Origin of the sequence: Pseudomonas sp. AU11447 (assembly GCF_001672555.2) — a bacterium.
GTDB classification, from domain to species: Bacteria; Pseudomonadota; Gammaproteobacteria; order Pseudomonadales; family Pseudomonadaceae; genus Pseudomonas; species Pseudomonas nitroreducens.
This window is the reverse complement of sequence record NZ_LZDG02000057.1, coordinates 1-23,175: the sequence shown is the minus strand read 5'-3', so window position 1 is coordinate 23,175 and position 23,175 is coordinate 1. Positions and strand designations below refer to the sequence as shown.

Annotated in this window: 14 protein-coding genes and 1 riboswitch; of the genes, 5 read left to right on the top strand and 9 right to left on the bottom strand. The window is 66.1% G+C overall.

Annotated features, from left to right (window positions below; translation table 11 throughout):
* Window positions 1–23 precede the first annotated feature (23 nt).
* The 6 genes from A6723_RS21490 to A6723_RS21465 form a co-directional block, all read right to left on the bottom strand.
* The gene (locus A6723_RS21490) at window positions 24–3,815 is read right to left on the bottom strand and encodes a 5-oxoprolinase/urea amidolyase family protein (protein WP_054911256.1); all 3,792 of its coding nucleotides are present in this window, start codon (window positions 3,813–3,815) and stop codon (window positions 24–26) included.
* Window positions 3,816–4,066: 251 nt separating this feature from the next.
* Window positions 4,067–4,702, bottom strand: coding sequence for an urea amidolyase associated protein UAAP2 (locus A6723_RS21485; RefSeq protein ID WP_064979855.1), 636 nt, complete (start codon window positions 4,700–4,702; stop codon window positions 4,067–4,069).
* An 11-nt stretch (window positions 4,703–4,713) separates the two neighbouring features.
* Window positions 4,714–5,433, bottom strand: coding sequence for an urea amidolyase associated protein UAAP1 (locus tag A6723_RS21480; RefSeq protein WP_054911319.1), 720 nt, complete (start codon window positions 5,431–5,433; stop codon window positions 4,714–4,716).
* Between the two features lie 10 nt (window positions 5,434–5,443).
* Complete coding sequence (locus A6723_RS21475; protein WP_256236233.1) at window positions 5,444–6,388, bottom strand: ABC transporter ATP-binding protein; 945 nt, start codon at window positions 6,386–6,388, stop codon at window positions 5,444–5,446.
* Entirely contained in the window at window positions 6,385–7,200 is an 816-nt protein-coding gene (locus tag A6723_RS21470; protein WP_054911318.1) for an ABC transporter permease, read from the bottom strand. Before A6723_RS21470 ends, A6723_RS21475 begins: the two co-directional genes overlap by 4 nt.
* A gap of 204 nt (window positions 7,201–7,404) precedes the next feature.
* A complete protein-coding gene (locus A6723_RS21465) occupies window positions 7,405–8,469 on the bottom strand; it encodes a putative urea ABC transporter substrate-binding protein (RefSeq protein WP_054911317.1) in 1,065 nt (354 codons plus the stop codon).
* 57 nt (window positions 8,470–8,526) lie between these two features.
* A riboswitch (guanidine-I (ykkC/yxkD leader) is annotated at window positions 8,527–8,625 on the bottom strand.
* 265 nt (window positions 8,626–8,890) lie between these two features.
* Here A6723_RS21465 and A6723_RS21460 point away from each other — a divergent pair.
* Both A6723_RS21460 and A6723_RS32185 read left to right on the top strand, forming a co-directional pair.
* The gene (locus A6723_RS21460; protein ID WP_024767733.1) at window positions 8,891–9,148 is read left to right on the top strand and encodes a DUF1145 domain-containing protein; all 258 of its coding nucleotides are present in this window, start codon (window positions 8,891–8,893) and stop codon (window positions 9,146–9,148) included.
* Window positions 9,149–9,271: 123 nt separating this feature from the next.
* Entirely contained in the window at window positions 9,272–9,439 is a 168-nt protein-coding gene (locus A6723_RS32185; RefSeq protein ID WP_156356647.1) for a hypothetical protein, read from the top strand.
* Between the two features lie 68 nt (window positions 9,440–9,507).
* Here A6723_RS32185 and A6723_RS21455 read toward each other — a convergent pair whose 3' ends face one another.
* Window positions 9,508–10,416, bottom strand: a complete 909-nt coding sequence (locus A6723_RS21455; RefSeq protein ID WP_054911175.1) for a LysR family transcriptional regulator — start codon at window positions 10,414–10,416, stop codon at window positions 9,508–9,510.
* Window positions 10,417–10,514: 98 nt separating this feature from the next.
* Here A6723_RS21455 and A6723_RS21450 point away from each other — a divergent pair, with 98 nt between their 5' ends.
* The 3 genes from A6723_RS21450 to lapD all read left to right on the top strand — a co-directional run bounded on the left by A6723_RS21450 (window position 10,515) and on the right by lapD (window position 15,329).
* A complete protein-coding gene (locus tag A6723_RS21450) occupies window positions 10,515–12,488 on the top strand; it encodes an alkyl/aryl-sulfatase (RefSeq protein ID WP_054911174.1) in 1,974 nt (657 codons plus the stop codon).
* Window positions 12,489–12,677: 189 nt separating this feature from the next.
* Window positions 12,678–13,358 (top strand): cysteine protease LapG, encoded by a 681-nt coding sequence (gene lapG, locus A6723_RS21445; protein WP_037008283.1) that lies wholly within the window; start codon window positions 12,678–12,680, stop codon window positions 13,356–13,358.
* A gap of 27 nt (window positions 13,359–13,385) precedes the next feature.
* Entirely contained in the window at window positions 13,386–15,329 is a 1,944-nt protein-coding gene (gene lapD, locus A6723_RS21440) for a cyclic di-GMP receptor LapD (RefSeq protein WP_054911173.1), read from the top strand.
* Between the two features lie 537 nt (window positions 15,330–15,866).
* Here lapD and A6723_RS21435 read toward each other — a convergent pair.
* Together A6723_RS21435 and A6723_RS21430 are read right to left on the bottom strand one after the other, a co-directional pair.
* Window positions 15,867–16,196: a hypothetical protein gene (locus tag A6723_RS21435; protein WP_024767779.1), complete on the bottom strand. Its 330-nt coding sequence runs from the start codon at window positions 16,194–16,196 to the stop codon at window positions 15,867–15,869.
* 116 nt (window positions 16,197–16,312) lie between these two features.
* Window positions 16,313–23,175 (bottom strand): tandem-95 repeat protein (locus A6723_RS21430; protein WP_139093033.1); only part of this gene is annotated, 6,863 nt, incomplete at its 5' end.

The following is a 23,175-nucleotide window of genomic DNA, read 5'->3' as shown; positions in this document are numbered from 1 at the left end:
TGCGTAACGGCGGTTATGTCGGTTCAGGCTTCTTCCATCACCACCACCCGCTGCCCGGCGCGCACGGGCGAACCGGGCTGCACGCGGACCTCGCGCACCACGCCGTCGCGCGGGGCGGTGAGGGGGATTTCCATCTTCATGGATTCGAGGATCACCAGGATGTCGCCGGCCTTCACGCTGGCGCCGGCTTCCACCTGCACCTGCCAGAGGTTGCCGGCGATGTGGCTTTCGACGGCGTGCTGGCCGGCGCCGAGTGGGGCGTCTTCGCCGGCGTCGACGGCGGCTTCCTCGCTCTCGAAGTGTGCCTGGCCGGAGGCGATCCAGCGCTGGCGCTCGGCGTCGAAGGCGGCGCGCTGGTGGCTGCGGAACGCGGCGATGCTGTCGGCTTCCTCGGCGAGGAAAGCTTGGTAATCCGCCAGGCGCAGCTCGCTTTCTTCGATGCGCAGCGGATAGCGGCCCAGCGGGAAGTCGCGGCGGATGCGCAGCAGTTCGTCCGCCGAGACCGGGTAGAAGCGGATCTGGTCGAAGAAGCGCAGCAGCCAGGGCTTGCCGTCGAATGCGGCGACTTCGCGGTAGCGGTTCCACATCTGCAAGGTGCGGCCGACGAACTGGTAGCCGCCGGGGCCCTCCATGCCGTACACGCACATATAGGCGCCGCCGATGCCCACGGAGTTTTCCGCGGTCCAGGTGCGCGCCGGGTTGTACTTGGTGGTCACCAGGCGGTGGCGCGGGTCCAGCGGCGTGGCCACGGGGGCGCCGAGGTAGACGTCACCGAGGCCCATCACCAGGTAACTGGCTTCGAAGACGGTGCGGTACACCGCCTCCAGGTCCGGCAGTTCATTGATGCGGCGGATGAACTCCAGGTTGCTCGGGCACCAGGGCGCGTCCTTGCGCACGGTGGTCATGTATTTCTCGATGGCCAGCTGGCAGGCCGGGTCGTCCCAGGACAGTGGCAGGTGGACGATGCGCGACGGCACCTTGAGGTCCTGCGCGGCGCACACGGCGTCCCAGAGTCCGGCGACGGTTTCCAGCAAGGTTTCCAGCGAGAGGGTTTCCGGCTGGTAGTGCACCTGCAGCGAGCGGATGCCGGGAGTGAGGTCGATTACGCCGTCGAGGTTCTTGGCTTCCAGTGCCTGCATCAGGGCATGGCCGCGGAAGCGCAGGACCAGGTCCAGCTCGGGCTGGCCGATTTCCAGCAGCAGGTGGGTGTCGCCGGAGAGGCGCGCGACCAGCCGGGTGTCGTCCTGGCCGAGGTCGAGGACGATGGGGGAGGTGAGCGCGATGCTGGGGCGGCCCTCAGCCCCCGCCTTCTCCCGGAGGGAGAGGGCGCCGTCTGTGCCATCGGAGAACACTGTGCCCGCCGGCAATGCCGAACGGCCCCCTCTCCCTCCGGGAGAGGGCTGGGGTGAGGGGAAACCGGCTGCGCTGATGCTGGGCTGTGCCTGTGCAGGAGCGAGCTTGCTCGCGAACCCGCCCAACTCCAGAACTTCCGGCATAAAGCGTTCGCGAGCAAGCTCGCTCCTACAGAACTGCGCCAATCTGCGGGCGGTGGCGATATCCACCGGCAGGAAGCGAACCTTATCCCCCGCCTTGAGCTGGCCGAGCTGCCAGAGGTCGGCCTCGATCACCGTCACCGGGCAGACGAAGCCGCCCAGGCTCGGGCCGTCCGGGCCGAGGATCACCGGCATGTCGCCGGTGAAGTCCACGGCGCCGATGGCGTAGGGGTTGTCGTGGATGTTCGACGGGTGCAGGCCGGCCTCGCCGCCGCTCTCGCGCACCCATTCCGGTTTCGGCCCGATCAGGCGTACGCCGGTGCGGCTGGAGTTGAAGTGCACTTCCCAGGCGGTGGCGAAGAAGGTCTCGATGTAGGCCGGGGTGAAGTATTCCGGCGCGCCGTGGGGACCGTAGATCACGCGGATGCTGCGCACGGCCGGGAGGTCGGTGCGCAGTTCCGCCGGCAGGCTTCCACCGTGGCGTGCGTCTGCCAGTGCGTCGAGGTGCAGCACGTCGCCGGCGCGCAGGGCGCGACCGCCGTGGCCGCCGAACTGGCCGAGGGTGAAGGTGCTCTTGCTGCCCAGGTAGTCCGGCACGTTCAAGCCGCCACGCAGGCACAGGTAGCTGCGCGCGCCGGCGCCACTCACGGTACCCAGGCTCAGGGTCGAGCCAGCGGCGATGAACAGCGCGGTGTCCATCGGCTGCTCGGTGCCATCCAGGCTGATCGGCAGGGCTGCGCCGGTGATGCATGCCACCGCGTCGGTGTTGAAGCGCAAGGTCGGGCCGCTCATGGTGATTTCCAGCGCGGCGGCGCCTTCGGGGTTGCCCAGCAGTACGTTACCCAGGCGCAGCGCGCGATCATCCATCGGCCCCGATGGCGGTACGCCCACGGCCCAGTAGCCGAGGCGGCCGGGGTAATCCTGCACGCTGGTCTGGGTGCCGGCGCTGAGCACTTCAAGTGTCTGGGCGCGGTAGCGCAGGCCTTCCAGGCAGCGCGTCCAGGGCGAGCCGCTGGCGAAGGGCGTGTCTTTGATGATCTGCCGCAGGTAGTCGCGGTTGCATTCCACGCCGTACAGCAGGCTATCGGCCAGCGCGCGATCGAGGCCGGCGCTGGCCAGTTCGCGGGTCGGCGCCCAGGCGATGAGCTTGGCGATCATCGGGTCGAAGTAGGGCGGGATCTCGCAGCCGGCCTCGACCCAGGTGTCGATGCGCAGTGCCTTGCCGTCTGCCGGCGGGAACTGCACGGCGGTGAGCAGGCCGGGGCAGGGTTGGAAGTCGCGGCCTGGGTCTTCCGCATAGAGGCGCGCCTGGATGGCGTGGCCGCTGGGCTTGAGCCCGGCGATGAGGTCGGCCAGCGGCGGCAGGTCGCCGGCGGCCAGTTCGATCATCCAGCGCACCAGGTCGACGCCCCAGACCTGTTCGGTGACGCCGTGCTCGACCTGCAGGCGGGTGTTCACTTCGAGGAAGTAGAAGCGCTGCGCGTCGCTGTCGTAGACGAACTCCACGGTGCCGGCGCTGCGGTAGCTGACGGCTTTCGCCAACTGGATCGCCGCTGCGCAGAGGGCATCGGCCATGCCAGAGGGCAGGTTGGGCGCCGGGGTTTCTTCCAGCACTTTCTGGTTGCGCCGCTGTACCGAGCAGTCGCGCACGCCGAGGGCGATCACTTCGCCCTGGCCGTCGCCGAATACCTGCACTTCCAGGTGGCGGGCGCGCTGGATGTACTTCTCGATGAACACGCCCGAGTCGCTGAAGTTGTTCTGCCCCAGGCGCTTCACCGCATCGAAGGCATCGCGCAGTTCGTCCGCCGAGCGGCACACGCGCATGCCGATGCCGCCACCACCGGCGGTGCTTTTCAGCATCACCGGGTAGCCGACTTCTTCACCGGCGAGCAACGCGGCTTCGAGGTCGGGCAGCAGGTCGGTGCCTTCGAGCATCGGCACGCCCTGTTCGCGGGCCAGTGCACGGGCGGTGTGCTTGAGGCCGAACACGCGCAGTTGCTCCGGCGTCGGGCCGACGAAGGCGATGCCGGCGGCTTCGCAGGCTTCGGCGAAGGCAGCGTTTTCCGAGAGGAAGCCGTAGCCGGGGTGGATCGCCTGGGCGCCGCTGGCGCGGGCCGCGGCGAGGATTTTCTCCACGACCAGATAGGTGCTGGAGGCCGGGCCTTCGCCGAGGCTGACGGCCTGGGCGGCCTGCTGGAGGTGCAGGCTGGCGGCATCGGCTTCGGAGTACACGGCGACGCCGCCCACGTTCAGTTCATTGAGCGTGCGCAGGATGCGGCAGGCAATGGCGCCGCGGTTGGCGATGAGCAGTTTGTCGAACATGAGGGCGTCCCCATGGGGTGGCGGGCCGTCCCGCCATGATTCGGTGTGCGCCACGGTCGTCCGTGGCGCTGAAGGCTCTCGTAGGATGGGTGGAGCGGAGCGATACCCATGCGGTATCGGTGATGGGTATCGCAGGCTCCACCCATCCTACGGGGCAGGTTCGTTTCCACTGGGGAGCTCGCGCAGAGTGGAACTGCACTGAGCGCTTCGGCTCTGGGCGAGCAGGAACAACCAGCGGCGCAGGCGCGCGGTCACTCCCATACCAGCAGCTCCGCCGGCGTCGGGTTCCAGCCGTTGCAGGGGTTGTTGAGCTGCGGGCAGTTGGAAATCAGGACGATGACGTCCATGTGCGCGAGCAGCTCGACGTACTTGCCGGCAGCGGAGATGCCGTCCTCGAAGGTCAGGCCGCCTTCGGCGGTGACCGGCACGTTCATGAAGAAGTTGATGTTGTGGCTGATGTCGGCCTTGCCCAGGCGGCCGTCGTGCAGGCTGGCGCGCAGGAAGTTGTCGCGGCAGCTGTGCATGTAGCGCTTGTCCAGGGCGTAGCGCACGGTGTTGCTCTCCTGGGCGCAGGCGCCGCCGAGGGTGTCGTGGCGGCCGCAGGTGTCGGCGACGATGCTCAGCATCGGGTTGCCGAGGTTGGACCAGAGCACGCTACCGGCGCTGAGGTAGACCTGCCCCTGCTTGCGCAGGGTGCGCTGTACGTCGTAGCGCTCGCGCGGGTTGGCGGCGCTGAAGAACAGCGTGTCCACTGCCTGGTTGCCTTCCAGGTCGAGGATGCGCAGGGTCTGCCCGGCCTTGAGTTCGGTGAGGCTGGGTTCGCCGGCCGGGATCAGGGTGCGCGAGACACAGGCCTCGGGGTGTTTGTCGCTGGGGACGATGGGCATGCTCGCGCTCCTTACAGGTACTGGCGTTCGGTGTTGTGGAAGCCGCGGCCGTTCTCCGGGCGGGACGTGCGGCAGAGCACGCTGATGCCGTCGGCGGCGACCTTCTGCCAGGTCAGGCCGATGGGCTTGGGTGCGTACTGCGGGTTCGGGTCCTGGGGGTGTTGCAGGGCGGTGAGCACCACCAGCGTGTCCATCGGTGCGTAGAGCTCGACGTAGTCGCCGGCCTTGGAGTTGCCCTGGGCGAAGCGGAAGCAGCCGTCGGCATCGACGTCCACGCGGCTGAACAGGTTCAGGCACATCAGCAGGTCCTGCAGGCGCATGTCCCACTTGCCCATCTCCACAAGCAGGTTGTCCACGCCGTTGCGGTAGAAGCCGTTGCGCAGTTCCTGGTAGCGCCCCTGGCCGTATTGCTCCTGCACTTCGGCGGCGTTCAGCACGCCGCCGAAGCTGTCGTGCCAGCCGCAGCTATCGGCGGTGATGGCGGCGAGCACGCGGCCCATGTCCGAGTACAGGCAGTGGCCGGCGGTGAGCTTGGCGGTGTGCTGGCATTTGAGGCTGTCGGGCAGGTTCAGCCGCTCGCTTTTCTCGGCGGCGTTGAACAGCAGCAGGCTGACGTTGCCGCCGCCTTCGATGTCAGTCAGGCGCAGCACCTGGCCGCGCTTGAGGACGAAAGAGGTATGGCTGCCGCCGGGGACAGTTTCTTCGTAGAGGGTGGTGCGCAATTGGTTCATGGCGGGCTCCTTAGTAGGCCGGCGTGATCAGCGGGGCGGCGGCCGTTTCCAGGCGCGCGGCAAGCAGTTCGGGCAGGGCGGCGCGGGCGGCCTTGCGGTCGGCGTTGAGCGGGATGTCGTAGGTGATGCGGGCGCCGTAGGCGGTGGGTGCCTGCGGGTCATGGCGAACCTTGTCGAAGACCAGCAGGCGAGTGCCCAGGCTGAAGCCCTCGGCGAGGTCGTGGGTGACCATGAACACGGTGAGCCGGGTTTCCTGCCACAGCTCCAGCAGCAGGGCGTGCATGTCCTTGCGGATGCCGGGGTCGAGCGCGCCGAAGGGTTCGTCGAGCAGCAGCACGCGCGGCTTCATCACCAGTGCCTGGGCGATGGCCAGGCGTTGCTGCATGCCGCCGGACAGGGCGCTCGGGTACTGCTTCAGCGCGTGGCCGAGGCCGACCCGTTCGAGCAGGGCGGCAGCCTGTTCGCGGGCCTCGCGCTTGGCGCTGCCCAGCAGCCGGCCGAGCAGCGGCGAACGCGGCAGTTCGAGGCCGAGGGCGACGTTGTCGAGCACGGAAAGATGCGGGAATACCGAGTAACGCTGGAACACCACGCCACGGCTCGGGTCGGGCTCGCCCGGTAGGGGCTGGCCTTCGAGCAGCAGCTCGCCACGGCTGGGGCGCTCCTGGCCGAGCAGCAGGCGCAGGAAGGTGGACTTGCCGCAGCCGGAGGCGCCGACCAGGGTGCAGAACTCGCCTTCCTTCACATCGAGATTCAGGCGTTCGAGCACCACGTTGCCGTCGTATTCCTGCCAGACGTTCTTCACGTTGATGAAAGGAGCGGCAGCTACTGCGCACTGCGATTGCTGCGTTGCGCGGTGCTCGCAATCCTCATGGACTGCATGTCCACTCTTGTTGCTGCGCTCCGGACGCCTTGCACTCGCAGCGCTCGCTACGCTGCTTGTCTGTTTATCGCTCATGCCTTGCCTCCTTCGTACCAGGGGAAGGCTTGCCGGGTGAGCAGGCGCAGGCCGTAGTCCATCAGCCAGGCCAGGGCGGTGATCCACACCACGTAGGGCAGGATCACGTCCATGGCCAGATAGCGGCGCACGAGGAAGATGCGGTAGCCGAGGCCGTCGGTGGCGGCGATGGCTTCCGCGGCGATGAGGAACAGCCAGGCCGAGCCGAGCATCAGGCGCAGGGATATCAGCAAGCGCGGCATCAGTTGCGGCAGCACCACGCGCAGGATCAGCGTCCAGGTGCTGGCGCCCAGGGTCTGCGCCTTGATCAGCAGTTCGCGGGGGATTTCCCTCGCGCGCTGTTCGATGTCACGGGCGATGCAGGGGGCGACGCCGATGACGATCAGTACCACCTTGGACAGCTCGCCGAGGCCGAAGACGATGAACAGCACCGGCAGGATCGCCAGCGGCGGGATCATCGACAGCACGGTGAGCAGCGGCGACAGCGGCGCGCCGAACAGCGGCACGCTGCCGGCGGCAATGCCCAGCACCAGGCCGAGCAGGGCGGCGATGCCCAGGCCCATGCCCAGGCGTTGCAGGCTGGCGCCGGTGTCCTGCCAGAACAGCACGTCGCCGGTGCGCTTGTCTTCGCTGAAAGCCAGGCGGCTCACCGCGTCGGCCATCTGCGCGGCGCTGGGCAGCAGCTTGTCGTTGGGGTTCTCCGCCAGCCGCGCGGTAGAGCCCGCGAAGTAGGCGAACAGCAGCAGGGCGAAGGGCAGCAGTACCAGGAACAGGCGGCCGCTGCGGTCGGGAGTTCGGTTGATCAGGCGCATGCTTCGTACCTGTTTATTGCGGGCCTTAAGGGCCGGTAACTTCGTCGCGTGATTTTGTACCGATGCTTCCCCCTCACCCCAGCCCTCTCCCTCAGGGAGAGGGGGCTGCCCGTGCCGGCTGAGGCCAGGGTTTCAACCTGCACCGGACGGTTCCCTCTCCCTCTGGGAGAGGGTTAGGGTGAGGGGCTCTTGCAAGCTCCGGCCTCAGAGCTTCCCTTCCGCCGCCATCTGCACGTATGTCGGATCGAAGCGCAGCTTGAGGTTCTTCGCGTCGCCGGTGGACAGCCCGCCTGCGAAGCTCATACCGACCGCGTCGGCGCTTTTCGCGCCTTCGCCGAGCAGGCCGTGGGCGAAGGAGAAGGCCGCGACCTTGTCCATGGTTGCCGGCAGTTTCGGGCTGGTGGCGAAGGCCAGCGCCTCCTTCGGCGTGGCGAACAATTTGGTGGTGGCGAGCTGGCTCTGGTAGCCCGCGAGGTCGGTGCCCGAGGCCTTCGCCATGTGTTCCAGCGCGGCGCGGGTGTCGGCGCTGTCGCCCTGCATCAGCGCGACGGTCTCGAACCAGGCGCCGGTCAGGGCCTTGCCCAGGGCGGGGTTGTCCTTCAGGACGGCGCTGTTGACCACCATCATGTCCATGATCTCGCCGGGGATCTGGCTGGAGTTGAACACTTCGGTAGTGCCCGGCTTGGCGCGGGCCTCGGCGAGCATCGGGTTCCAGGTGGTCACGGCCTGCACGTCGTCGGTGTTGAAGGCGGCGGCGATGTCGGCGTCGGAGGTGTTCACCGTCTTCACGTCCTTCTCGCTCAGGCGGGCGCTTTCCAGCGCGCGGGCGAGCAGATAGTGGGAAACGGAAAGCTCCACCAGGTTGACGTCCAGGCCCTTGAGGTCGGCCAGGGTCTTGCCTTCGCCCTTGAGGACGATGCCGTCGTTGCCGTTGGAGAAGTCGCTGACGATCAGCGCGGTGGAGTCGACACCGCCGGCGGCGGGAATGGTCAGGGCGTCCATGTTGGTCATGGTGCAGCCGTCGAACTGGCCGGCGGTGTACTGGTTGATCGACTCGATGTAGTCGTTGAGCTGGGTGACCTTGATCTCGATGCCGTACTTCTTCGCCCACTTGTCGACGATGCCGTGGCTGGCCGCGTATTCCCAGGGCATCCAGCCGGCGTAGATGGTCCAGCAGAGGTTGAAGCTGTTCTTCGCGGCGGCGGAGGCTGAGAGGCTGAAGGCGGCGAGGCCGGCAGCGAGCAGGGCGGTCAGAAGGGGCTTGCGCATGGAGCATCTCCAGTCGATTGTCGGGCAGGCAGGAGTCGGGCGGCACGTGTCGCTCTCGTCTCCCGGGCTTTTGTCCCGCCGTGTAACCTCGCTGGAGGTCGATGACTCTCGGACCAGTCACTCGCTTGGCGAGCCGGAACCCTAGTCATCCATTTCAGATTGTGGTGCCGCTGTCCGAGTGCTTCGGATCGTTCCTGCACAGCCGAGACAAAGCGAGCGGCGTGCCAAGTTGGCGAAAGTGCCGGGGCAGAAGGGCTACGGTGGAGTGGTGGATGTTTTTCGGTGCACGCGAGCGCGTTCGCCTGCCCTCAAATGAAGCGTGGCGCCGCTTCCTGGTGCGCGGGCCAGTCGAAAGGCAGGAGCGTGGTGGGCGTGGCCGGCGGCAGACTGCTGCGACCTTCACCTTGAGGAATCCATCGCCATGTCCGAGTTGCTGAGCTTTGCCAAGGGCGCGCTGACCATGTTCTGGCTCGCTGCCGTGCTCAACCTGATCTATCCGTTCGGCGAGTTGCATCGCCCGCTGCTGTGGCTCTCCGCGATCCTGCTGGTGGTGCATGTGGGCGAGGTGCTGTTGCTGGCGCGTCGGCGTTCGGTCACCGAGAAGGTGCAGGTGCTGCTGTTTGGCGTGCTGCATCTGCAAAGCCGCAAGGTTCGCCGTCTGGAAACTGTAAACGGCTGATTTACCCAAGCTTTACCTTTCGACGCGGCACCGTGTTCTGAGCGGAATGTCTGATCTTGCGAGACCGGAAGAATGTACGCCCCGCATTCCGGCGGGGCGGCCGGCTCGCTTGATGGAGGCGCCATGCGTCGTTTCTTCGCTGCTGTATTGATGATCCTTCCGTTGACCGGTTGCGTGGTCTACGAGCATGACCACGACCGTGGAGGCTGGCGCGATCGCCCGCACTACTATCGCCCTGCGCCGCCACCGCCGGCGTACTACGGTGGCCCCTACCAGGGCTGGCACCGGTGAGTTGCCGGTTCGATCGGAGCGTGGGGCCGATGGCTATTACCGCGCTCCACTCCCTCCTGCGGAAGCACTCATGACGCGGCATTGAATGCCGCGTCCTCCTCCAGCAACAGCTCGACGAACTGGCTGGCCGCCGGCGACAGGCTGCGGCCGGCGTGCCGTACCAGCGCGTAGGCTGAGCCGCGCCCGGCCACTTCGCCATTGGGCCAGGGCAGCACGGCGAGCCTGCCAGCCTGGACGTCGGCGGCGACCACGTCCCAGGTGGCGAGGCAGAGCACGTCGCTGCCCTTCACCAGTTCCTTGAGCATCAGCACGTCATCGCACTGCACGCTCAACGGTTGTGCGCGGCCCAGGATGCGCGAGAGTCCCTCGTGGGCGTCGCGGGGCAGGCGCGGCCCCGCCAGCGGATAGCTGAGCACGCTGTCGAGCGAGGGTTGGCCGGCCATCAGCGGATGCCCTGGCCGGCAGAACAGCACGCCGCGGTGCTCGCGCAGCGGCAGGATGTCGAGGCGACTGTCGCCCTCCAGTTCGCGGTAGTCGGCGACGAACAGCTCCAGCTCGTCATCCAGCAGGCGCTGCTGCAATTCGCTCCAGTTTTCGATGGACAGCAGGATCGACACCTTCGGGTGGGCGCTGCTGTAGCGCGCCAGTACCTGGGGCAGCAGTCGCGCGCCGGGGAAAGGGCCGGCGCCCAGGCGCAGCTCGCCGGTTTCCAGGTCCGCCAGTTGCAGCACCGCGTTCTTCAGCGCGCGATCGCCGGCCAGCAGACGGCGGGCATGCTCCAGTACCAGCCGGCCGTGGGCGGTGAGGGTGACGCCGCGCGGGTTGCGGTCCACCAGCTGGCAGTTCAGCTGGCCCTCCAGCGCCTGGATACTGCGCGACAGGGCGGGTTGACTAAGATTCACCGCATCGGCGGCACGGGCGAAGTGGCCGTGCTCGGCGAGGGCGACGAAGTGGCGTAGCTGGCGAAGATCGCTCATGCGCTTCCTGCATCGATTTTGAAATTGGAATGCATTGGAATTATTAGCGCGACGGCCGGCATAGTGCGAGCACAACAACAAATACCGGAGCCTTCCGAATGTCCCGTCTTTCCGCTGCCGTCCTGCTGGCCGGTCTCTGCCCCGGCCTGCTGATCGCCGCCGAGCAGCCCAAACCGCCGACCTCCTTCACTGAAGCCGCCCAGGAACAGGTGCGCCAGACGCTGCCGTTCAGCGACCGCGCCGACTTCGACCGGGTGGAGAAGGGCCTGATCAAACGCCCCGACAACCTGGTGATCAAGAACGATGACGGCAGCGTCGCCTGGCAACTGGGCGACTACAACTTCATCAAGGCCGCGAAAGACCTGGGCAGCGTCAACCCCAGCCTGATGCGACAGGCGCAGCTGAACCTGTCCTACGGGCTGTTCAAGGTCACCGACGGCATCTACCAGGTACGCGGCTACGACCTGGCCAACACCACTTTCATCGAAGGCAAGACCGGCTGGATCGTCATCGACACCCTGACCACGCCGGCGACCTCCAAGGCTGCTTACGCCCTGGTGAGCCAGGAGCTGGGGCAGAAGCCGATCCGCGCGATCATCTACAGCCATGCCCATGTCGACCACTTCGGCGGGGTGAAGGGCCTGGTCAGCCAGGAGCAGGTGGACAAGGGCGAGGTGCAGATCATCGCGCCCAAGGGCTTCATGGAGGCGGCGATCAAGGAAAACGTCATGGCCGGCAACGCCATGATCCGCCGTGCCACCTACCAGTACGGCACCGTTCTGCCCAAGGGCCCGCAGGGGCAGGTGGACATGGCCATCGGCAAGGGCGTGGCACACGGCCCGCTGAGCATCATCGCGCCGACCAGGCTGATCGAAGGCGAGCTGCAGGACCTGGAGATCGACGGTGTGCCCTTCACCTTCCAGAACACCCCGGGCACCGAATCGCCGGCGGAAATGAACGTCTGGCTGCCGCAGCAGAAGGCGCTGCTGATGGCCGAGAACGTCACCGCAACCCTGCACAACCTCTATACCCTGCGCGGCGCCGAGACGCGCGACCCGCTGGGCTGGAGCAAGTACATCAACGAGGCGCTGCACCGTTTCGGCGACAAGGCCGAGGTGATGTTCGCCGTGCACAACTGGCCGCGCTGGGGCCACGAGGACATCGTCCGCACGCTGGAGAAGCAGCGTGACATGTACGGCTACCTGAACGACCAGACGCTGTACCTGGCCAACAACGGGGTGACCATCAACCAGATCCACGAGCGCCTGAAGGTGCCGCCGGAGCTGGCCAACGAGTGGTTCAACCGTGGCTACCACGGCAGCGTCAGCCACAACGTGCGTGCGGTGGTGAACAAGTACCTGGGCTACTACGACAGCAACCCGGCGACCCTGAACCCGCTGGCGCCGGAGGATTCGGCGAAGAAGTACGTCGAGTTCATGGGCGGTCCCGATCACCTTTTGCAGATGGCCAAGGCCTCGTTCGACAAGGGTGAATACCGCTGGGTGGTGGAGGTGGTGAACAAGCTGGTCTTCGCCGACCCGACCAACCAGGCCGCGCGCAACCTGCAGGCGGACGCCCTGGAGCAGCTCGGCTACCAGGCGGAGAACGCCGGCTGGCGCAACAGCTACCTGGTCGCCGCGCAGGAGCTGCGCAACGGCGTACCGCGGAACCTGCCATCGCTGCGCGTCAGCAATCCCGATGCGCTGGCGGCCATGGATACCGGCCTGCTGTTCGACTACCTCGGCGTGCGGATGAATGCGCAGAAGGCCGAAGGCGAGGACTTCAGCATCAACCTGGTGCTGCCGGACAAGAACGAGCAGTACCTGCTGGAGCTGAAGAACTCGCACCTGAACAACATCAAGGGCGTGCAGAGCGAAAGCGCCGGGCAGACCGTGACCATCGACCGCGCTGACCTCAATCGCCTGATGCTCAAGGAGGTTTCGCCGGTGCGCCTGGTGTTCGAGGGCAAGCTCAAGAGCTCGGGCAACCCGCTGTTGCTGGCGAAGTTGTTCGGCATGCTCGATGACTTCGACTTCTGGTTCGACATCGTGACCCCGCCCGAAAAGAGCTGAACGCGCTCCCCTCTCCGGCGCGGCTGGCATCTCGCCAGGCCGCGCCACCCGGTGATGGCACACTGCAGTGATTGCATTGTGCCATTGTTTTTTTCGCGCCCAGTCTGCACCATGCGACCCCTGCGCCTGCAGCTGGTTGCTGGCGCTCGCAGTCGAGTAGTCGCGATCGTGTTCAGCCGTTGTTCGAGGATGTTGCGCCGTTGCTGGCCAGGGTCGTTGGCCCTAGTGCTGGCCGCATCGTTCGTCCTGGCGGGCGCACAGCAGGTCGAGTGGGACTTCAAGCTGATCAGCGAGCAGTCCGCGCGCCTATACGGCCCGCTGGGCGATGGCCAGGTGCGTATCGATGCCTGGCAGAAAATGCTCGCGGAGCAGTCCACTGCTGCAGAACGCGACCAGCTGCAGGCGGTCAATCGCTTCTTCAACGACCAGCTGCGCTTTACCGACGACCTCAGCCTCTGGCACGAGGTGGACTACTGGGCCACGCCGGTCGAGGCGCTGCTCAAGGGCGCCGGCGATTGCGAGGACTTCGCCATCGCCAAGTACATCAGCCTGCGACATCTGGGCGTGCCGGCGCAGAAGCTGCGCATTACCTACGTCAAGGCATTGCGTTTGAACCAGGCGCATATGGTGCTGACTTACTACCCGAGGCCCGATGCCGTGCCGCTGGTGCTGGACAACCTGATCGGCAGCATCCTGCCGGCCAGCCAGCGCAGCGACCTGCAGCCGGTGTACGCCTTCAATGGCGAGGGCCTCTGGCTCGCCGGCAGCGGCGCGGGTGGTGGCAAGCAGGTGGGCGACAGCAAGCGGCTGTCGCGCTGGCAGGACCTGTTGAAGAAGATGAAGGCCGAAGGATTCCCTTCGAACGAATAGCTCCTCTGGGGGGAGCCTGGAGACACGATGTCCCTGTTCAAACAGTTGTTGATCGCCATCTGCCTGTTCCTGGTGGTCGCTTTCAGCGGCAGCTTCATGGTCAGCCTGGAAAGCTCGCGCGAGCAGTACGGCAACCAGCTGCGCTCCCACGCCCAGGACGCGGCCACCGCGCTGGGTCTGTCGCTGACGCCGAACATCGACGACCCGGCGATGGTCGAGCTGATGGTCAGCTCGATCTTCGACAGTGGCTACTTCGAGAGCATCCGCGTGATCGACCTGGCCTCCGGCAAGGTCATGGTCGAGCGTACCGGGGTGCCCGACGCGGTAGCGGCCAAGGTGCCGCAGTGGTTCATTTCTCTGATCGACCTGCACTCGGCCGGCGGCGATGCCATCGTCAGCCGCGGCTGGACCCAGGCCGCCCGGGTCGAGGTGCTCAGCCACCCGATGTTCGCCATCGCCAAGCTCTGGCAGAGCGCCCTGGGCAGCCTGCTCTGGCTGGTACTGTGCGGCATCGCCAGCGCCGTGCTCGGCGCCATCCTGCTGCGCCGCCAGCTGAAGCCGCTGGACTACATGGTGGAGCAGTCCCACGCCATCGCCCGCCGCGAGTTCCTCAGCCTGCCGGAGCTGCCGCGTACCCCTGAACTGCGCCGTGTGGTGCAGGCGATGAACCAGATGGTGGAGAAGCTCAAGGCGCTGTTCCAGGAACAGGCCCAGCGCAGCGAACGCCTGCGCGACGAGGCCTACCAGGACAGCCTGACCGGGCTGGGCAACCGGCGCTTCTTCGACATGCAACTGCACAACCGACTGAGCGCCGAGGACCAGGTCAGCAGCGGCGTGCTGCTGGTGCTGCGGGTCAACGACCTCGCCGGACTCAACCAGCGCCTGGGCGGCCAGCGTGTCGACCAGTTGCTCAAGGCCGTGGCGGACCAACTGCGCCTGGCCGGGCAGGGCCTGGGTGCCGGCCTGACCCTGGCGCGCAGCCGCGGCGGCGAGTTCGTCATGCTGGCGCCAGGGCTGATGCCCGAGGACGCACCGGCCCTGGCGATGCGCCTGGAAGGCATGCTGGCCGCGCTGGTCTCCACCGGCGCCAGTGATGTGAGCCCGGTGGCGTGCCTGGGGCTGGTGCCTTTCGTTTCCGGCGAGTCGGCGCAGGCATTGTTGCAGCGCGCCGATGAGGCGCTGGTGCAGGCCGAACGACAGAACGACAGTTGCTGGGCCTTCCTCCAGGGCGGGGCGAAACCGGTCGCGGAGGAGCGCCACACCTGGCACCAGTTGCTGGACGAAGCGCTGGTGCACAAGCGCTTCCAGCTGCATTTCCAGGCAGTGGTGTCCTGCGCCGATCCGCAGGTCGTGCTGCACTACAAGGTGCTCTCGCGCCTGCCGGACGGGCAGAGCGGCAGCATCGCCGCCGGGCGCTTCCTGCCCTGGCTGGACCGCTTCGGCTGGACGGCGCGGCTGGACCTGCTGATGCTCGAAAGCGTGCTGGCCGACATGGCCAGGCACAATCGCCCGCTGGCGCTGAACCTGTCCGCCGCGTTGCTGCGTGACGAGTGGGCGACCACCCGGGTATTCGACCTGCTGAAGCAGCATCCGCAGTTCGCCGGGCGCTTGACCCTGGAGCTGGAGGAAGACCAGTTGCCGGCACAAGCGGTGCTGGAGGTGCTGACCCGTCGCCTTGGCGAGCTGGGTTATCGCCTGAGCCTGCAGCACTTCGGTGGGCGCTTCAGCATGATCGGCAACCTGGCTCGTCTGGGCCTGGCTTATCTCAAGGTGGACGGCAGCCACATCCGCCACATCGACCAGGAGAACGACAAGCGTCTGTTCATCGAGGCGATGCAGCGGGCCGCGCACAGCATCGACCTGCCGCTGATCGCCGAGCGCGTGGAGACGGCCGGGGAATTCCGGGTGTTGAAAGAGATGGGGATTCAGGGCGTGCAGGGGCAGTTGTTCGGTGGGCCGGCGCCGTGGTGATCGACGGCGCGACGTTTTCCAGCCGCTGATGAGCATCACGGACGGAGTCCGCCACGGGGCATTTCACCACAGCTCTGGCTCTCAATCTTGAAGACTTCCAGAGAAACACCCGCATGCTCCGGAGTGCCCCTTTCAGGAGGCCTCGTTGAATCGGAGTTTCAGGGGTTGAGCGGCATGGATGCCGCGAGAGCCGCGATGGGCCAGGGATGGCCCTTCGCGGCGGGCCCCTGAAACTTCGGTTCAACGAGGGTATTTTTCGCCCCAAGCGAAAAACCGGATGACTGGGGCGAGACCTTTGCCTCCTTTGGGTCTTTCCAAAGGAGGTCGCCCGAGGGGGCGAAACACGAAGTCCGCGCCTACGCTGAAGCGGCGCAGAAATCCCCAACCTGAAGCAAATGCATTGCGGGCAAAGTCGGGCCTTGCATGCAGAAAGCGAGGACTTGTGCAGCATCCGTGATGGATATCGCCATGCGGTTCGCGAGCAAGCTCGCTTCTACAGGGGATGCCGCGGGGCCGTCGCGCAAAGGAAAACGGGGCTCAGATCAGCCCCGTTTCCTCGTCGTCGTTGATCAGCCGCGTCAGCCCACCCAGGGCTTCCCGCGCCTGGGTCCGGTTGAGCAGTTTCGAGCGCGCCGCCGGCGGCAGGTCGGTGATGCGGATCACGCCCTTGGTGATCAGCACCGAGATCAGGTCTTCCAGTACCCGGATCATGTCCAGGTCGCTCTGCTTGAGCTGCAGCAGGCTGCTTTCGGCCGCCCAGGCCTGGATGTCCGGATGGTCCGCCGGCAGCGTGCCGGTGGCGCCTTCGAATTCGGCGTCCTCGACGCGCGCCACTTTTCCCTCGGCGTTGCGCTGGATGTACAGCATCGACCCGTCCCCATTTATCGTGATGTGAAGGAGCGACAGCGGAACCACCCCGAAGGGTGGCCCCGCTGTCGCCGTGTCAGAGCCTGACCGTTTGGCAGCCTTGCGGCAACCGCGGATCAGTGATGCTCAGTCTTGACCACCGGGTCGGAACCCGCCACCAGCTTGTTGACGATCTCGGTGGAGGTCGAGCCGTAGGCGGAGAGGTCGACGCCGCTCAGCTTGATGGTGACGTCCGCGGCACCGCCATTGTTGATCTGCCCGGTGGTGCTCACCTGCAGGGTCGAGGTCGTGGTGTCCACCTTCAGGTAGCTGAGGATGTCGTTGTGCGCGGTCTCCGGCAGCAGGTCGCTGATATCGATGCGGTCGCCTTCACCGGCCTTGAAGTCGGTGATGGTGTCGTTGCCGATATCGCCGGCTCGCCAGATGAAGGTGTCGGCACCCGCACCGCCGGTGAGGATGTCGTTGCCCTTGCCGCCGGTGAGCTGGTCGTCGCCGGTGCCGCCGATGAGGATGTCGTTGCCATTCTCGCCGAACAGGAAGTCGTTGCCGCCCTGTCCGTAGAGGATGTCGTTGCCATCGCCACCGTAGAGGTTGTCGCTGCCGCCACGGGTATCGCCATCGACATTGAACAGCGTGTGGTTGTTCTTGATGTAGTCGTACATCTCGTCGCTGGTCGCAGCGTGGCCGTTCTTCAGCTCGAGGAACGCCGACAGCGCACTGACACCGGAGCCCGCCGGCATGTCGGCCGGTTTCGCCGGGTTGCCGTTGACGCCCCAGGGCAGGTTGTCGGTGTTGATGGTGTCGCCGAAGATGATGTCGTCGCCGGCACCACCGTGGATGGTGTCGTTGCCTGACGGCGCCAGCTCGGTGCTGGTGGAACCACCATGCAGCGCGGCGGTGAGGTCACTGGCCTGCTTGACGATGTCCACTTCGCCGGTCGGCGCGTAGTTGGTCGTGGCCTGCTTGATGTTGTCGATGGTGGCTGAGGCGGCGCTGCTGTTGTTGGTGGTATCGGTCAGCACGAAGTTCAGGTGATAGGTGCCTTCGCCCACGGCGCCTGTCGTGTAGGTCGTGTTGCTCGAGGTGGACGTCAGCGTCTTGCTCTCCACGCTGGTCCAGACACCATTGACCAGTTTCTCCAGCGAGTAGGTGAAGGTGTCGCCGCGACTCATGCTCTCTGCGAAGTCGAAGCTGAAGGTCGACATGCTGTTCTTCGCAACGGTCAGGTCCGAGCTGGTAGCGGTGCTCGCCCCGTCGGCATGGGTGTCGGTCATGGACAGTTTGTTGGCGGAGATTCCGACCGTACCGGTCGAGCTCTTGGCCAGCGTCCAGCCGGTCAGGGTGGTGCCGTTGTTGAAGGTGAACAACGTCGCGTTGGAAGTGCTCAGGGCGATCGACGTGTCCAGGCCTGTGACATTGCTGTTGTCGAAGTGCTTGAGAATGTCCGAGTTGACGTTGGTGCCGATGCCGATGGCGCGCACCTCGCTCAGGTCGCTGAGGGCAACGAAGGCCTGGGCCGATTCCTTGACGATATTGTTGCTGGTGCTGGAGCCGTCACCGTAGGACTTCGACTCGGTCGGGTCGCCGTCGGTGAGGAACAGCGTGAGGTTGGTGTAGCCCTTGGTCTGGCCGTTGAACCAGCTGACCGCCTGCTCGAACGCCGCCTGGTAGTCGGTGCCGCCGGTGGCGGACAGGCCGTTGATGGCGGTGACCAGCTTGTCGATGTTGGCGCTGGTCAGGTCGGAGACGCTGACCTTCAGGCTGGCGGTGCTCTGGAAGCCGATCAGGGCGATATTGACGACGCCGTCGTGGCCCTTGAGCTCGTTGGCCAGGTTGATCAGCGCGTCCTTGACCAGCTTCATGCGCGAGTCGGCATAAGCCGCCCCGGACTGGCCGGCGAGGTTGTAGGCCATGCTGCCGGAGGTGTCGATCACCAGGGCGATGTTGTAGTTGGTGCCACCCTGGGTGAGGGTCTTGACGCCGCCTACGTCGCCGAGGATGACGTCATCGCCCGAGCCGCCGGTGAGGGTGTTGTCACCATTGGGCGTGGTGCTCGGGATCTGCACCTGGCCGACGTGGATGTCGAAGCCGTAAGTCGGCGAAGTGTCGACGCCGCCGTTGGCGGTACCGCCGCTGTCCTGCACGGCGAAGCTGAAGTGCGCATTGCTGCCCGAGGCGTCCGGTACGAAGGTCAGCTTGCCGCCGGCGACGTCGCTGGCGCTGATGGCCTGGCCGGCCTTCACCGCGGTGCCATTGAGCAGCAGGCTGCCGGAGTCAGGCAGGGCCTTGACGATGACGTTCTGCAGGCTGTGGTTCTGGCCGTTGGCGGAATCCGCGGTGTCGCTGAAGGCGAAGTCCTTGAGGCCGAAGGTGTAGGTCTTGCCGGCGTAGACGCTGGCCGAACCATCCGCCGACAGCGGCGCATCGTTCACCGCATTGACGGTGAAGGTCAGGGTGTTGGATGCGCTGGAGAAGCTGTCGTGGCTGTCCTGCACCGAGAACTTCAGCGTGGCGTAGGCGGCCCCGGCGGCGTTGGCGATCGGGGTGTAGACCAGGCTGGCGAGCAGGCTGACGGCGATCACCTGGCCGGCGGTGACCGACTGACCGTTGAGGGTCAGGCTGCCGGCGGTGGGCAGGTTGTCGATGCGGATGGCCTTGAGCGCATCACCGGCGTCCTTGTCGGCGAAACCGAAGTCGGCAGCCGTGAAGGTGCGGCTACCGTCCTCGTTGAGGCTGACGGTCTTGTCAGCGCCGGTGGGGGCGTCGTTCTCGCCGTTGATGGTGATGGTCACGGTGGCCGGAGCGCTGACCGCGCCCTGCACGTCCTTGGCGGTGTAGGTGAAGGTCACCTGGCGGGTTTCGCCGGCGTTGAGCGAGTCGAACGCGGTGCCCGGGTTGTACACGTAGCTGCCGTTGGCGTTGAAGGTCAGGGTGCCGGCGCTCGGGCCGCTGACCAGTGCGTAGCCGTTGGCGTCCACCGCGCTGTCGATATCGGTGGCGGCCGGAACCTGGCCGCTGATCGAGGTGTTCTCGCCGGTGGTCTTGCCGTCGTTCTTGGCTTCCGGCGCATCGTTCACCGCGTTGACGCCCACGGTGACGGTCGCGGTGCTGGTGCCGCCGTGGCCGTCGCTGATGGTGTAGGTAAAGCTGCCGGAGCCGTTGAAGTCCTTGGTCGGGGTGAAGACGACATTGCCGCCTTCGAGCTTCACGCTGCCGTTCACTGCACCTTGCACGCTGACGATGGAGAGGCTGTCACCGTCCACATCGCTGTCGTTGCCCAGCAGCGTCTGCGGGGCAATGGTCAGCGGGGTGTCCTCATTGGTCACCAGTTCGCTCACGGCGTGAGTCAGTGCAGTACCGCCGACGGTGCTGTAGGTGCCGCCCTGCGGGCGCATCTCGACCTGCAGCTGAGCCTGGCCACCTTGATCCCAGTAGATGATTTCGATGGTGTGGTTGCCGCTCTGGGCGATGTTGAACACCGCCGACTCGCGGCCGGTGGGGCTCTGGATGGCGTCGTACTTGAAGACTTCCACACCGTCGATCTTGATGCTGAAGCCGTCGTCGGCGTTGACGCGCAGCTGGTAATTGCCGGCGTTGAGGCTGATTGCGCCGCTCAGCTGGATGATCGCGTCGGAGGTGTTCGCCGGGTCGGTATTGAGCGAGCCCGCATCGTTGCCGAGGAACTTCTGCAGGTTGCCGTCGCCACCCAGGTCGCCGCCGCTGAGGTTGTAGTTCAGCGTGGTGGAGGTGAAGGTGGCGCTGGCGGCGTGACCGTTCATGAAGGCGGTCACCTGGCTCAGGTTGGTCAGGTTGGCGCCATCCGGGCCTTCGTTGTAGCCCCAGTAGTTGCCCTTCAGGCCGCTGAGGGTGAAGTTGTCGTTCACTGCCACCGGGTTGTCGTTCACCGGGGTGACGTTGAAGGTCACCTTGTTCGGCGTAGCGTCGAAGGCGCCGTTGCTGTCCTTCACCGAGAAGGTGAAGTTGGCGTAGTTGTTGCCGTTGGCGTTGGCCGCCGGGGTGAAGACCAGCTTGCCGAGGTCGGCGGCGTCGATCACCTGGCCGGCAGTCACGGCAGTGCCGTTGAGCTTCAGGCTGCCGTTGGTGGGCAGGCTGTCGATGCGCACGGCGCTGAGGGCGTCGTTGTGGTCGACGTCGCTGAAGCCGAAGTCGGTCGCGCTGAAGCTGCGGCTGCTGTCTTCGTCCAGGGTGATGGTCTTGTCGGCGCCGTTGGGCGCGTCGTTGGCGCCATTGACGGTGATGGTCACGGTGGCCGGTGCGCTGACCGCGCCCTCGGCGTCCTTCGCCGTGTAGGTGAAGGTCACCTGGCGGCTCTCGCCCGGAGCGAGCGAGTCGAAGTCGGTACCGGGGTTGAACACATAGCTGCCGTTGGCGTTGAAGGTCAGGCTGCCGTTGCCGCTGCCCACTCCTTGTACCAGCGCGTAGCCATTGGGGTTGACCGAGCTGTCGATATCGGTCGCCACCGGCACCTGGCTGCTGAGGGTGGTGTTCTCGCCGGTGGACTTGGTGTCGTTCTTGGCTTCGGGGGCATCGTTGACCGGGGTGACGTTGACGCTCACCACGGAGTTCACCGTGCCGCCTTTRCCGTCGCTGACCACCACGGTGAAGCTGTCGGAACCGTTGTAGTCCTTGCTCGGGGTGTAGGTGTAGTCACCGGTRGCCGCGTTGAGCGTGACGCTGCCGTGGGTCGGCGCGCTGCCGGCCTTGATGGTGTARGTCAGGGTATCGCCATCGACRTCGCTGGCGACGATCTTGCCGGTGAGGGCMGTGTCCTCGGCAGTGGTCTTGGACTGGTCGGCGGTGATCGGGGCGTCGTTGACCGGGGTGACGTTGACGYTCACCACGGAGTCGGCGAAGCCGCCTTTRCCGTCRCTGACGCGGACGGTGAAGCTGTCCGRACCGTTGTAGTCCTTGCTCGGGGTRTAGGTGTAGTCGCCGGTGGYGGTGTTGAGCACCAGCGTGCCATGGGCTGYGCCGCTCTGGACGGCATAGYTCAGGGTGTCGCCATCGACATCGSTGGCGACGATCTTGCCGGTCAGCGSGGTGTCTTCRGCGGTGGTCTTGGACTGGTCGGCRGTGGTCGGSGCGTCGTTGACCGGGGTGACGTTGACGTTCACCACGGAGTCGRCGAAGCCGCCTTTACCGTCGCTGACRCGGACGGTGAAGCTGTCCGGGCCGTTGTAGTCCTTGGCCGGCGTGTAGGTGTAGTCACCGGTGGCGGCATTCACCGTCACGCTGCCGTGGGCCGGTGTGGCACCGGCTTTCACGGCGTAGCTGAGGGTATCGCCATCGACGTCGCTGGCGACGATCTTGCCGGTCAGCGGGGTGTCTTCGGCAGTGCTCTGGTTCTGGTTGGCACTGGTCGGCGCATCGTTCACCGGGTACACGGTGACGTTGAGGTCGACGGTGCGGGTCGCCGCATCGTTGTTGCTGCTTTCGGTCGCGGTGGCGCTGACTTCCAGCTTGATAGTGCCGTTGAAGTCGGCCGGCGGAGTCAGGGTCAGGGTGTCGAGGTTCCAGCCCTTGAGGTCCACGCTGCTGTGGGTAGCGTCGGCGGTGAAGCTGTTCTTGCCGTCGCTCAGGGTGGCGCCGACCGGGATCTTGCCGATGCTGATCGACAGGGTCTCGGAGCCGTCGGTATCGACCAGCGAGGCCTTGATCTTCGACAGGTTGATCGCGCTGTCTTCGTTGCCTTCGTTGAGGCCGAACACCTTGTAGTGGCTCTGGCCGCTGCTGCCGGTCAGGTCGGTCAGGCGCTCGCCGCCCGCGGTCAGCTCACTGGTGTCGTGGTAGACCTGCGCGCTGCCGGTGCCCAGCACCTGCGCGGCGCTGCCATTGTCGGAGATGCTCAGGGTGTAGTTGCCCGGGCCGCTCTGGTTGTGCTGGTAGAGCGAGATGGGGTAGTAGCCGCTCTCGGTCGGGGTGAAGGTGCCGCTGAATTTGCCGCTGCTGCCGCCCCAGGTGGCCTCGGCGACGGTGCTGCCGCCGATCACCAGGCGCACGCTGTCATCGCCCACGCCGCTGAAGGTGTAGGTGTGGCCGGCCTCGAGGAAGATCAGGCCGCTGACCTTGGTGGCGGTGCCGGCGGTGACGTCGGTGTTGCGCACGCTGTCGGTGGAGCCGTGGGTGGTCGGGGTGCCGGCCGCGTCGATCTTCTGCTGCAGGGTGGCTGGCGCCGCGCCATTGCCGCCGGTACCCAGGTCCAGGCCGGTCCAGGTGTCCACGGTCAGGCCGGTGGCTTTCGGGTGGCTGCTGCTGCCGTCCAGGCTCAGGTTCGGCTTGTCCGCCACGGCCTCGATGCTCACCGCCACGGTGGAGGTGGAGGTGCCGCCTTTGCCATCGCTGATGGTGTAGGTGATGGTGTCGGAGCCGCTGAAGTTCTCCTTCGGCGTGTAGCTCAGGCTGCCGTCCTGGTTGATCACCACGGTGCCGTTGCCGGCGCTGGCGCCGGTGACGATCAGGGCGTCGTGTTCGGCATCGGTGTCGTTGCCCAGCACGTCGATGCGGATCGCGGTGTCTTCGTTGGTGTGCGCGGTGTCCGGCACGGCAACCGGGTTGTCGTTGGTGCCGGTGACGGTGATGGTGATGGTCTGCGGATCGCTCAGCGCGCCATTGTTGTCCTTCGCCTGGTAGGTGAAGGTGACGYTCTCGCTCTGGCCGRCGGCCAGGTGRTCGAASGCGGTRCCGGGGGTGAAGGTGTAGCTGCCATCGGTGTTGAAGGTCAGCGAGCCTTTGCCCTGGGCCACGTCGGTGGCCAGTTGATAACCCGCGATGGTGCCGTCGACGTCGGTGGCAACCGGGACCTGGCCGTGCAGAACGGTGTTCTCTTCGGTGGTCTGGGTGTCGGCGTAGGCGACCGGTTTGTCGTTGGTGCCGGTGACGGTGATGGTGATGGTCTGCGGGTCGCTCAGCGCGCCGTTGTTGTCCTTCGCCTGGTAGGTGAAGGTGACGTTCTCGCTCT

Excerpts from the sequence above, each read along its gene's own strand:
- A6723_RS21475 (WP_256236233.1), bottom strand. The coding sequence starts at position 6,388 with ATGAGCGATAAACAGACAAGCAGCGTAGCGAGCGCTGCGAGTGCAAGG.
- A6723_RS32185 (WP_156356647.1), top strand. The coding sequence starts at position 9,272 with ATGCGTCGTTTCTTCGCTGCTGTATTGATGATCCTTCCGTTGACCGGT.
- A6723_RS21485 (WP_064979855.1), bottom strand. The coding sequence starts at position 4,702 with ATGCCCATCGTCCCCAGCGACAAACACCCCGAGGCCTGTGTCTCGCGC.
- A6723_RS21460 (WP_024767733.1), top strand. The coding sequence starts at position 8,891 with ATGTCCGAGTTGCTGAGCTTTGCCAAGGGCGCGCTGACCATGTTCTGG.
- lapG (WP_037008283.1), top strand. The coding sequence starts at position 12,678 with ATGTTGCGCCGTTGCTGGCCAGGGTCGTTGGCCCTAGTGCTGGCCGCA.
- A6723_RS21465 (WP_054911317.1), bottom strand. The coding sequence starts at position 8,469 with ATGCGCAAGCCCCTTCTGACCGCCCTGCTCGCTGCCGGCCTCGCCGCC.
- A6723_RS21455 (WP_054911175.1), bottom strand. The coding sequence starts at position 10,416 with ATGAGCGATCTTCGCCAGCTACGCCACTTCGTCGCCCTCGCCGAGCAC.
- A6723_RS21450 (WP_054911174.1), top strand. The coding sequence starts at position 10,515 with ATGTCCCGTCTTTCCGCTGCCGTCCTGCTGGCCGGTCTCTGCCCCGGC.
- lapD (WP_054911173.1), top strand. The coding sequence starts at position 13,386 with ATGTCCCTGTTCAAACAGTTGTTGATCGCCATCTGCCTGTTCCTGGTG.
- A6723_RS21470 (WP_054911318.1), bottom strand. The coding sequence starts at position 7,200 with ATGCGCCTGATCAACCGAACTCCCGACCGCAGCGGCCGCCTGTTCCTG.
- A6723_RS21435 (WP_024767779.1), bottom strand. The coding sequence starts at position 16,196 with ATGCTGTACATCCAGCGCAACGCCGAGGGAAAAGTGGCGCGCGTCGAG.
- A6723_RS21480 (WP_054911319.1), bottom strand. The coding sequence starts at position 5,433 with ATGAACCAATTGCGCACCACCCTCTACGAAGAAACTGTCCCCGGCGGC.
- A6723_RS21490 (WP_054911256.1), bottom strand. The coding sequence starts at position 3,815 with ATGTTCGACAAACTGCTCATCGCCAACCGCGGCGCCATTGCCTGCCGC.